Here is a 10,680-nt window from a genome sequence, read left to right on the forward strand (position 1 = left end):
GACCCATGGTCGGCAAGGGGCATTACCGGTAACGCCCATTGCCGACCATGGGTCGGCACTACAGGCAGCGCAGCACTGGCTAGAATGGCTGGGCACGCCCCCCGCTGCCAGCCTGACTGATCCGATGCGTATTGACCCTGCCGAAATCGAAGCCCTGTTCGACGCCATTCCCAGCGTGCTGTTTTTCGCCAAGGACATCGATGGGCGTTACACCCACGTCAACATGACGATGATGCAGCGCTTGGGCATGAAGTCGCGCAGTGACGCCATCGGCAAGCGTGCCGACGAGTTGTATCCGGTCGGAATGAGCGAGGCCTACACCGAACAGGACGCGCGGGTGCTGGCCGGCGAAGTGATCGAGAACGTGATGGAGCTGCAGCTGTTCCCAAACCAGCAGCCGGGGTGGTGCCTGACCTGCAAGCGGCCCATCGTCGAGAACGGCAAGGTGGTCGGCCTGATCGGCATCTCCCGCGATCTGGGCCAGCGCGGTGGCCTGGAGTCGCAATACGAGCCGCTGCGGCTGGCACTGGACTACCTCAATACGCATTACGCCGAAAACGTGCGCATGCAGACGCTGCTGGATATCACCGGCTTCTCGCTGTCCAAGCTGGAGCGCTCGTTCCGCAAAGTGTTCCAGATGACCCCGCAGCAGGTATTGACGCGCCTGCGCATCCAGATCGCGCTGCACCTGCTGCACGGCGAGGACAGCGTGGCCAGCATCGGTCAGGCCTGCGGCTTCAGTGACCAGAGTGCGTTCACCCGCAAGTTCAAAGCGGAAGTCGGCATGGCACCGCGGCAGTACCGGGCGATGATCGCCGAGCGTGCACAACAGGAAGCCGCCCGCGCCGGGCTATGACTTCCGGGAGTGTTGGGGGGCGTTGCAGGGGCAGATGATGCGGAGTTGGTGGGCATCAGGCCCATGTCCTTCCGCCAGGAGCTTCGATGCGCCGTTCCCTTGTTGTCGCGATCAGTCTTGCCCTTTCCTGCGTTGCCACGCCTGCTGCCTTTGCGGCTGAGTCAGCAGCCGGCGCTGCGGCCCGCAATGAAGTCACTACGCAGCTGCCGCGCACTGCGCGCCCGGATCATTACCGTGTGGAGATCACGCCACACCCCGCGCAGATGGGCTTCGACGGCAAGGTCAGCATTGATCTGGAAGTGCTGCAGCCCACCAATAGCATCGTGTTGCAGGCAGCGGGCATGCGCTTCGGCAAGAGTCAGCTGCAACCCGCCGGCGGCAAGCCTATGCCGACCACGGTCAGCGTGGACGAGGCCAACCAGACCGCAAGCTTCGTCGTGGCCACGCCGCTGCAGCCAGGTCGCTACACGCTGAGCATCGACTACAGTGGCACCATCAACACCCAGGCCAACGGCTTGTTCGCACTGGATTATCCGGTGGCTGACGGCAGCAAGAAGCGCGCGCTGTTCACCCAGTTCGAGAACTCCGATGCACGCCGCTTCATTCCGTCCTGGGATGAGCCGGGCTTCAAGGCCACGTTCGATCTGAGCGTGACCGTGCCGGAAGCGGAGATGGCGGTCAGCAACATGCCGGTGGCCAGCAGCACGTCGCTGGGTAAAGGGCTGAAGCAGGTGGTGTTCCAGACCACACCGAAGATGTCGACCTACCTGTTGTTCTTCTCCAGCGGCGAGTTCGAACGCGCCACCGTCAAAGAAGGCGACACCGAGATCGGCGTGATCGCGCAGACCGGCAAGGTCGAGCAGGCGCAGTTTGCGCTGGAAGGCAGCGCCGAGGTGCTGCGTGAGTACAACGACTACTTTGGCGTGAAGTATCCGCTGCCCAAGCTCGACAACGTCGCTGCACCTGGCGGCAGCCAGTTCTTCAGTGCAATGGAGAACTGGGGGGCGATCTTCACCTTTGAATACGCCTTGCTGCTGGACCCGGCCGTGTCCAGCGTTTCCGACAAGAAGGCGGTGTTCTCGATTGCCGCACACGAAATCGCGCATCAATGGTTCGGCAACCTGGTGACGATGGCGTGGTGGGATGACCTCTGGCTCAACGAAGGTTTCGCGTCGTGGATGGAGGCGCGCACCACCCGCAAGCTGCACCCGGAATGGGACATCAACAACGTCGATGCCGCGCATACCAGCCGCGGCGCGATGGGGCGCGATGCCTACGTCACCACCCATCCGATCGTGCAGCACGTGGCGACGGTGGAGCAGGCCAGCCAGGCCTTCGACGGCATCACCTATGGCAAGGGCTCGGCGGTGATCTCCATGTTCGAGGATTACGTGGGTGCAGATGCGTGGCGTGATGGCGTGCGCCGTTACATCGCTGCCCATGCCTACGGCAATGCCGTCACTGATGATCTCTGGGCCGAGATCGACAAGGCCGCTCCGGGCAAGCGTTTCATGGAGGTCGCACATGATTTCACCCTGCAACCGGGCGTGCCCTTGATCCGTGCCAGCAGCAGCTGCGTCGCTGGCAACACCCAGGTGAAGCTGAGCCAAGGCGAGTACACGATTGATCGCAAGGACAAGCAGCCGCTGCATTGGCGCGTGCCGGTGAGTCTGCGCGTGGGCAATGGTGAGGTGGTGCACACGCTGGTTGACGGTGATACCAACGTACAGCTGCCGGGATGCACTGGGCCGCTGCTGGTCAATGCCGGGCAGAAGGGCTATTACCGCACCCTGTATGCGCCGGCGCAGTTCAAGGCGCTTAGCGCGGGCTTCGACAAGTTGCCGGTGGTCGACCAGCTGGGCGTGGTGATGGATACCAGTGCACTGGCTGCAGCGGGCCTGCAGCCCGATGCGGATCTGCTGGATCTGACGGCGAAGATCGGTGCCGATGCGCCGACCGATCTATGGGACATGGCTGCCGGCACATTGAGCGGCATCGATGGCATGTTCGACGGCGATACCGCGCGGCAGACCGCTTTCCGCAGTTACGCGCGTTCGCGTTTGTCGCCGGTACTGCAGTCGCTGGGTTGGGACGGCAAGGACAGCGACTCGGCGCAGACCAAGGAATTGCGCAGTGGATTGATCGGCACCTTGGCGGCGTTGGACGATGCGCAGGTGATTGCCGAAGCGCAGCGTCGCTTTGATGCCTTCCTGGCCAAGCCGGATTCGTTGTCACCAGACCTGCGCAGCAGTGTGCTGGGTGTGGTGGCACGCAACGCCGACGCGGCGACCTGGGACAAGCTGCACACGCTGGCCAAGCAGGAGACGTCTGCAATGGTGCGTGACCAGTACTATGGACTGCTTGCCCTGCCCAAGGACAAGGCGCTGGCGCAGCGTGCGCTGGACATGGCGTTGACCGGGGAGCCGGGTGCAACCAACAGTGCAGGCATGATTGGCGGCGTATCACGCGAGCATGCGGACCTGGCCTTCGACTTCGCCGTTGCCCATCGCGAAAAGGTGGACACCCTGGTCGACAGCACCTCACGTGCGCGGTACTACCCGGGCCTGGGCCGCAGCGCCGACAACCTGCAGATGGTGGACAAGATCAAGGCATTTGCCGATGCACACATCGCACCGACCTCGCGACGTGATGCGGAGACGGTGATTGCTGGCATCCAGACCAAGCTGCGGCTGCGCGCAGAGCGCAAGCCGCAGGTGGATGCCTGGTTGAAGCAGAAGGGGTATTGAAGCGCTGCAGCTATGAGGCCATGGGTGTAACTGCAGCTGTGAAGCCATGAATGCAACTGCAGCTGTGAAGCCCTTCTCCCGTTTACGGGAGAGGGGTTGGGGTGAGGGGAGGCTTCTAGCTAAGCAAAGTCAAAATCCCCCTCATCCGCCCTTCGGGCACCTTCTCCCGTGAACGGGAGAAGGGAGAGCCAAAGGCAAAGCCAAAGGCAAAGGCAAAGCCAAAGGCAAAGGCAAAGCCTTGCACACCTGTTGTTCGTACCCCTCCAGAAAGACCCGGCGCTCCAGCTCTCCAATCAGCACAAAAAAACAGCCGGCTTTCGCCGGCTGTTTTAATTCACGCATCAGGCAATCAAGCCGCGATCACGCCTCAACATCTTCCTTGTACGCATCCACCGGAATGCAGGCGCACATGATGTTCTTGTCGCCGTAGACGTTGTCCACACGTGCAACCGGCGGCCAGTACTTCTGCAGCTTCAGGGACGGCAGCGGGAACGCTGCCAGCTCGCGCGGATATGCATGCGTCCACTCGCTGGCCGACACTGCGCCTGCGGTGTGCGGGGCGTGCTTGAGCGGGTTGTCCTCGCGGTCCAGCTTGCCGTCTTCGATGGCCTGGATTTCCTCGCGGATCTGGATCATCGCGTCGATGAAACGGTCCAGCTCGTGCTGCGATTCGCTCTCGGTCGGCTCCACCATCAGCGTGCCGGCAACCGGGAAGCTCAGGGTCGGGGCGTGGAAGCCGAAGTCGATCAGACGCTTGGCCACGTCCTCGGCGCCGATGCCGGAAGTCTTCTCCAGTGGACGCACGTCGAGGATGCACTCATGCGCAACCAGACCGTTACGGCCGGTGTACAGGGTGGCGTAGTGCGGGGCCAGGCGCTTGGCGATGTAGTTGGCGTTGAGCAATGCAACCTGGGTTGCCTTGCGCAGGCCGGCGGTGCCCATCAGGGTGATGTACATCCAGCTGATCGGCAGGATCGAGGCGCTGCCGAAGCTGGCCGCGCTGACCATGCCGACCGGGCCGTTGTCGCCCAGCTTGCCCGGCAGGAACGGGGCCAGGTGCGACTTCACCGCGCACGGGCCGACGCCCGGACCGCCGCCGCCGTGCGGGATGCAGAAGGTCTTGTGCAGGTTCAGGTGCGACACGTCCGAGCCCCACTTGCCGGGCTTGGCCACGCCGACCAGGGCGTTCATGTTGGCACCGTCGGTGTACACCTGGCCGCCGTGCTTGTGGATGATCTCGCAGATCTCGACCACTTCTTCCTCGAACACGCCGTGCGTGGACGGGTAGGTCATCATGATCGCGGCCAGGCGGTCGCTGTACTTCTCGGCGTTGCGGCGGATGTCTTCGACATCGACGTTGCCGTTGCTGTCGGTCTTGGTCACGACCACGGTCATGCCGCACATCTGGGCCGAGGCCGGGTTGGTGCCGTGCGCCGAGTCCGGGATCAGGCAGATGTCGCGATGGCCTTCGTTGCGCGAGCGGTGGTAGGCGCGGATTGCCAGCAGGCCGGCGTACTCGCCCTGCGCGCCGGAGTTCGGCTGCAGGCTCACTGCGTCATAGCCGGTGCACTCGACCAGCATCGCTTCCAGGCCGTCGATCAGTTCCTTGTAGCCCTGCGCCTGGTCGGCCGGCGCCAGCGGGTGGATGTTGGCGAATTCCGGCCAGGTCACCGGGATCATCTCGGCGGTGGCGTTGAGCTTCATGGTGCAGCTGCCCAGCGGGATCATGGTGCGATCCATCGCCAGGTCCTTGTCGGCCAGCGAACGCAGGTAGCGCAGCATTTCGTGCTCGCTGTGGTGCGTGTTGAACACCGGGTGGGTCAGGAACTCGCTGCTGCGCAGCAGGCTCTTTGGCAGTGCGTCGGTGGTGCTGGCATCCAGCGCATCCACGTCGACGCTGGCGCCGAACAGCTGGCCCAGCGCGATGACGTCGGCGCGGGTGGCGGTTTCGTCCAGGCTGATGCCAACCGAACCGGCGTCGATGATGCGCAGGTTGATGCCGGCGGCTTCGGACTTGGCCTTCAGCGCGGCCGAATCAACGCCGGTGATGTGCAGGGTGTCGAAGAAGTCGTTGCCGACTGCCACGCCGTTGCCACGCAACGCGGCAGCGAGGATCGCAGCCAGGCGGTGGGTGCGGCGGGCAATGCGCTGCAGGCCTTCCGGACCGTGGTAGACGGCGTACATCGAGGCCATCACCGCCAGCAGCACCTGTGCGGTACAGATGTTGGAAGTGGCCTTCTCGCGGCGGATATGCTGCTCGCGGGTCTGCAGGGTCAGGCGGTAAGCGGCCTTGCCTTCGGCATCGACCGAGACGCCGATCAGGCGGCCCGGCATCGAGCGCTTGTAGGCATCACGGCAGGCCATGAAGGCGGCGTGCGGGCCGCCGAAACCGAACGGAACACCGAAACGTTGGCTGTTGCCGATGGCGATGTCCGCGCCCCATTCGCCGGGGGCGGCGATCAGGGTCAGTGCCAGCAGGTCGGTGGCAACGGCAACCAGGCCCTGGCGGGCGTGCACGGCCTCGACCAGCGCCTTGTAGTCGCCGATGTTGCCCAGGCTGTCCGGGTACTGCAGCAGCACGCCGAAGGTGTCGGCGGTCAGCGCTTCGGCCGGCTTGCCGATCAGCAGTTCGATGCCCATCGGCTCGGCGCGGGTGCGCAGCAGTTCCAGCGTCTGCGGGTGCACGCTGTCCTGCACGAAGAACACCTTGGACTTGGACTTGGCCGAACGCTTGGCCAGGGTCATCGCTTCGGCCGCGGCGGTGGCTTCGTCCAGCAGCGAGGCGTTGGCGATTTCCATGCCGGTCAGGTCGGCGACCATGGTCTGGAAGTTGATCAGTGCTTCCATGCGGCCCTGCGAGATTTCCGCCTGGTACGGGGTGTACGCCGTGTACCACGCCGGGTTCTCGAGGATGTTGCGCAGGATCACGTTCGGCGTGTGGGTGCCGTAATAGCCCTGGCCGATGAAGCTGCGCAGGACCTTGTTCTTGTCAGCGATGGCGCGGATCTTGGCCAGCGCGTCGACTTCGGTCAGCGACTCGGGCAGCGCCAGCGGCGCCGGCGACTTGATCGAACCCGGCACGATGGCGTCGGTGAGTGCTTCGAGCGAATCGTGGCCAACGGTGCGCAGCATCTGCGCGATTTCAGCGTCGTTGGGGCCGATATGGCGGTCGACGAACGCGGAATGGTGTTCGAGTTCGCGCAGCGAAAAAGTGTTCTGGGTCATGGCTGACGTCCGGAGAAGGCATGCAGGGCAGGGGCGGTGAGCCAGGTCTGCCCGGTTGCCGTCCGGGTGCCGCGCACGCGCGCCACCACAGCCGGCAAGCAAAGGCTTACCTCGCGCCCCTCTGTCCTTTTGCCTGAGAGTTTGGAAGCGACGCGACGAGGATCGTGCGCTTCGTGCACCTTCGGCGCCGGATTGAACCGGTCTCTCCAGAGTTTTGCTACGGGTGGTATCGGGCCTGAGCGATTACGGGCGTTTGCGCCTTCGGCAGCGGGGTGAACCGCTTCTCCCACCTTGTTCGTACAGCGTGGCGATTATAGCCCGGTAAAGGCCCAGGGCAGACCCGCGCAGCGGCTTGGATTACCATCTGCATCCCGGTTTCAATCCCGCGCGTTGCACGCGTACGGCCGGGCATCCCGGAGCCGCTGGCTGAAGTGGGTGAATGTCCGGACAAATTACCGCATCATGGCCGCGGAGCGCCGTCGCGCCCGGTCCTGTTCATCCTGTCCCCACCCCACATCGGCCCCGCGCCGGTGCCGTTGCTGGTTATTGAAAGCCATGGAAGCAAACAAGCAGGTTTCACTGCGCCGTATCGCCATTCTGGTGGCCGGTCTGTCGATGTTCGGTCCGTTCGCGATCGATGCGGTGTTCCCCGCATTCCCGCACATGGGCGCCGATCTGGGCGCCGACAAGCTGGCCATGCAGCAGGTGATCAGCGTCTACCTGTTGGCCTATGCGCTGATGAGCCTGGTGCACGGTGCGCTGTCCGATGCGCTCGGCCGCAAGGTGGTGATCATCGGCGGGCTGGTGGTGTTCATCGCTGCCTCCGTCGGTTGTGCGCTTTCCACCGACATGGGCACCCTGCTGCTGTTCCGCTTCCTGCAAGGGCTGTCGGCCGGCGTGGGCTACATCATCGGCCGCGCGGTGATCCGTGACCTGTATGACGGTGACGATGCCCAGCGCTTGATGAGCCAGGTCTCGATGATCTTCTCCATTGCCCCGGCCATCGCCCCGATCATCGGTGGCTGGCTGCTGGGCTGGACGCAGTGGCAGGGCATCTTCTGGTTCCTGGTCGGGTTCTCGGCGCTGCTGCTGCTGATCACCTGCATCTGGCTGCCGGAAACCCACCCGCCGCATGCACGGCTCAGCCTGCACCCCAAGCGCCTGCTGCAGGACTACATCAGCATCGGCATCAACCCGCGCTTCCTGCGCCTGGCCCTGGCCGGCTCGCTGGGCTTCGGTGGCTTGTTCCTGTACATCGCCTCGGCGCCGGCCTTCGTGCTTGACCTGCTGCACATGAACGAACGCCAGTTTGCCTGGTTGTTCATCCCGACCATCGGTGGCATGGCCTTGGGCGCCTATGCCTCCGGCCGCGCGGCAGGGCGCATGGACGGTGCCCGCGCGGTGCGCATCGGCTACAGCTTCATGGCGGTGGCGGCGATCTACAACATCAGCTACAACGCCTTCGCCACCGAGATGACGGTGCCGTGGGCGGTGCTGCCGTTCACCCTGACCTCGTTTGGCGTGGCCCTGATCTTCCCGATCCTGACCCTGGCGATCCTCGACATGTACCCGCGCCAGCGCGGCACGGCCTCGTCGATGCAGGCATTCAGCACCTTGGTGACCAACGCCATCATTGCCGGCGTGCTGTCGCCGATGCTCAGCCGCAGCGGCCTGAGCCTGGCCATCGGTGCGGCCCTGTTTGGCCTGGGCAGCTGGGCGATGTGGAAGTGGGAGCGCGTGAGCCAGCGCGCCCAGCGTGACGAAACCGCGTCCTGACACGAATTCACCCCTGCATCGGGGACAATAGTCGCGCCGCCATCACCGGCGGCCGTTCAAAGAGTGAACAACTGATGTCGATCCAATCCAAAGGCCGCCGCGAGGCGAAGAAGAAGCTGGCCGAGCGCGCACGCAACCAGGCCGAAGCCAATCCGCCGATAAAGGCCAAAGTGGAGCCGCATGCCGAGCTTCGCGACCAGCACCGTGCATTGCTGGCCGGCATTGTCCGCCGTGATGGCGAATGGGTGCTGGGCATGGATGGCAAGATTGCCGGCGAAACCACCAGCGCCGCACGCGTGCTGGCGCTGATCATGCAGGCCGCCGAATGGCACGAGAACAACGACACGCCGGTGCGGTTGATGTATTCCGATGTGCTCAAGGACGCCGCGCATGCCGAGGCGGCGGAGCAGGGCATCGATTTCGACACCTACAAGCGCAATCTGGCCGGCGCGGTGGGCAAGGCGGCTGCGGGCACGCATTGAGCCTGCGTACAAGCTTGATACCGACAAGGGCGCCGTTGGCGCCCTTGTCGTTTGTGGCGAGCGTGCCCTGCGCCCCAGTTCTTGTGGGAGCGGCGTAAGCCGCGAAGCTCGTACAGCGTCAGTGCTTTTGCATGACTGCTATCGGTGAGGCCCCTGCCGAGCATGGCTCGGCACTACCGGGGGCGTTGGTAATTCCACAACGGCCGGAACGCGCTGCGGTGCAGCCATGCCAGGACCGCGAGATAGCAGAAGTGGAAGGTGCCCCACGGCCAATCGTGGTTGAGGAACAGGTGGAAGATGAAGATGCCGGTCACCAGTGGTGCAAGTACCACGATGCCCAACGGCGCGGTGCGGCGGAACAGCAGCAACAGCCCGCCGGCAAGGCAGGCTGAGGCAATCAGCGGATCGACAATGCCGCTTTCCGTCATTGCGATGGTCAGTGCCTTGGCAGCAGGTGCTTCGTCATGATCCGGCCAGGACGTGCCAAAGAGTTTGTACGAGAACCAACGTACGCCAACATATAGGTAGAACAGGGCGTACAGCCAACGAGCGACAGCGATGATCCAGGTCATGCGATGTATTCCGGTTGTGCCGGGTGGTGGTGCGGCTGCAACTTCGAAAGCCGGTTGCCCGTGGCTGGGGCGACACAGATGTTATCGCTTGATTGACCAATTCACGAGTTGACTCGATTGTTCCAGACCTGCGAGTGACTATGTATGCCGTGTTTCTTCCTGCTTGTCTTTCTTGCTGAATTTCCGAAAAATCAATCGGATAGCCCGGCTTGCTGCCGCTGGTCAATGATGATTGGCGGGGTTATTAGGCGGTTCATGGCAACCAAATTCGCTAGTTGGCGGTGCAACGGCCTGTTCGTTTCTGCGCTCCGCTGATTCACGGCATCGAAATAAAATCTCGCCCGCCTAGATCCAGGGCGTGGCCTTTGCCTTGGCCCGCTTTTACCGCGAAGCCAAGAGGTGTGCATGGCCGTTGTTCAGCGGGCCATTGCAGCGGGCTGCAAGCTTTGCGTCATCGGCTCAAGCTTGCATTGATTCAATTCCGCTTGAGCCTGCTCAGGCGACAGCTCGCGCAGTTCCCAAAGATACTCAGTTTCAAAATAGCCAAGGTTGGCGATGGCCCCTATTCGAACAAAGTGTTGACCCTCGGGAAGCATCATGATGCCTATCTCGATAGGTCTGTTTTCTGATCGACTGTCGCCGAGAAGCCCCGAATCCCATTCGTGTCGAATGACATGACGCCCCGCTTTCACCGGAAGCGCTACGTAACCATTGTTTCGGAGCTTTGCAACGCGCTGGCCATCTACAAAGATAATGGCTGATAGAGCGGACATGTAAACGGTCTTGGGGCGAAAGACGTAAAGAACGGATTCATCGGATGACGCATTTGCCATTGGCGTGTACTTCGGGCCAGTGGCAGAACATCCCGACAGGGCGGCCGCGGCAATCATCAAGGCAATCAGTATGCGGGTGTGCATTGGATCTCTCGGAATTGTGTAGTTGGTTGTTGTGCCCTACGCCTGAATCAAATCGAGCTGCAAAGCAGCGTCGCGTTGAATGCGTAAAAACTAAATCCCCCCCCC

At 63.1% G+C, this 10,680-nt stretch carries 8 protein-coding genes and 1 riboswitch; of the genes, 4 read left to right on the forward strand and 4 right to left on the reverse strand.

What is annotated here, in order from left to right:
• Window positions 1–124: 124 nt before the first annotated feature.
• On the forward strand, window positions 125–856 hold the full coding sequence (locus tag QMX78_RS17225; protein ID WP_282271826.1) for an AraC family transcriptional regulator: 732 nt from the start codon (window positions 125–127) through the stop codon (window positions 854–856).
• A gap of 86 nt (window positions 857–942) precedes the next feature.
• Entirely contained in the window at window positions 943–3,603 is a 2,661-nt protein-coding gene (locus QMX78_RS17230; protein ID WP_282271814.1) for a M1 family metallopeptidase, read from the forward strand.
• Between the two features lie 141 nt (window positions 3,604–3,744).
• Here the strand turns inward: QMX78_RS17230 and QMX78_RS17235 are convergent, their stop codons facing one another.
• Together QMX78_RS17235 and gcvP are read right to left on the reverse strand one after the other, a co-directional pair.
• The gene (locus tag QMX78_RS17235; RefSeq protein ID WP_282271816.1) at window positions 3,745–3,945 is read right to left on the reverse strand and encodes a hypothetical protein; all 201 of its coding nucleotides are present in this window, start codon (window positions 3,943–3,945) and stop codon (window positions 3,745–3,747) included.
• A gap of 18 nt (window positions 3,946–3,963) precedes the next feature.
• Window positions 3,964–6,828: an aminomethyl-transferring glycine dehydrogenase gene (gene gcvP, locus QMX78_RS17240; RefSeq protein WP_282271818.1), complete on the reverse strand. Its 2,865-nt coding sequence runs from the start codon at window positions 6,826–6,828 to the stop codon at window positions 3,964–3,966.
• Window positions 6,829–6,939: 111 nt separating this feature from the next.
• Window positions 6,940–7,048, reverse strand: a riboswitch (glycine riboswitch).
• 335 nt (window positions 7,049–7,383) lie between these two features.
• Between gcvP and QMX78_RS17245 the strand changes: the two genes are divergently transcribed.
• Complete coding sequence (locus tag QMX78_RS17245; protein ID WP_282271820.1) at window positions 7,384–8,604, forward strand: multidrug effflux MFS transporter; 1,221 nt, start codon at window positions 7,384–7,386, stop codon at window positions 8,602–8,604.
• A 74-nt stretch (window positions 8,605–8,678) separates the two neighbouring features.
• Window positions 8,679–9,086: a hypothetical protein gene (locus QMX78_RS17250; RefSeq protein WP_282271822.1), complete on the forward strand. Its 408-nt coding sequence runs from the start codon at window positions 8,679–8,681 to the stop codon at window positions 9,084–9,086.
• A 173-nt stretch (window positions 9,087–9,259) separates the two neighbouring features.
• On the opposite strand, the gene QMX78_RS17255 is transcribed toward QMX78_RS17250, so the two are convergent.
• Both QMX78_RS17255 and QMX78_RS17260 read right to left on the reverse strand, forming a co-directional pair.
• Window positions 9,260–9,658, reverse strand: coding sequence for a hypothetical protein (locus QMX78_RS17255; protein WP_282271824.1), 399 nt, complete (start codon window positions 9,656–9,658; stop codon window positions 9,260–9,262).
• Between the two features lie 416 nt (window positions 9,659–10,074).
• Window positions 10,075–10,575, reverse strand: coding sequence for a DUF2846 domain-containing protein (locus QMX78_RS17260; RefSeq protein WP_282271825.1), 501 nt, complete (start codon window positions 10,573–10,575; stop codon window positions 10,075–10,077).
• Between the last annotated feature and the right edge of the window lie 105 nt (window positions 10,576–10,680).

It is taken from the genome of Stenotrophomonas sp. PS02298 (assembly GCF_029959445.1).
Taxonomy (GTDB): domain Bacteria; phylum Pseudomonadota; class Gammaproteobacteria; order Xanthomonadales; family Xanthomonadaceae; genus Stenotrophomonas.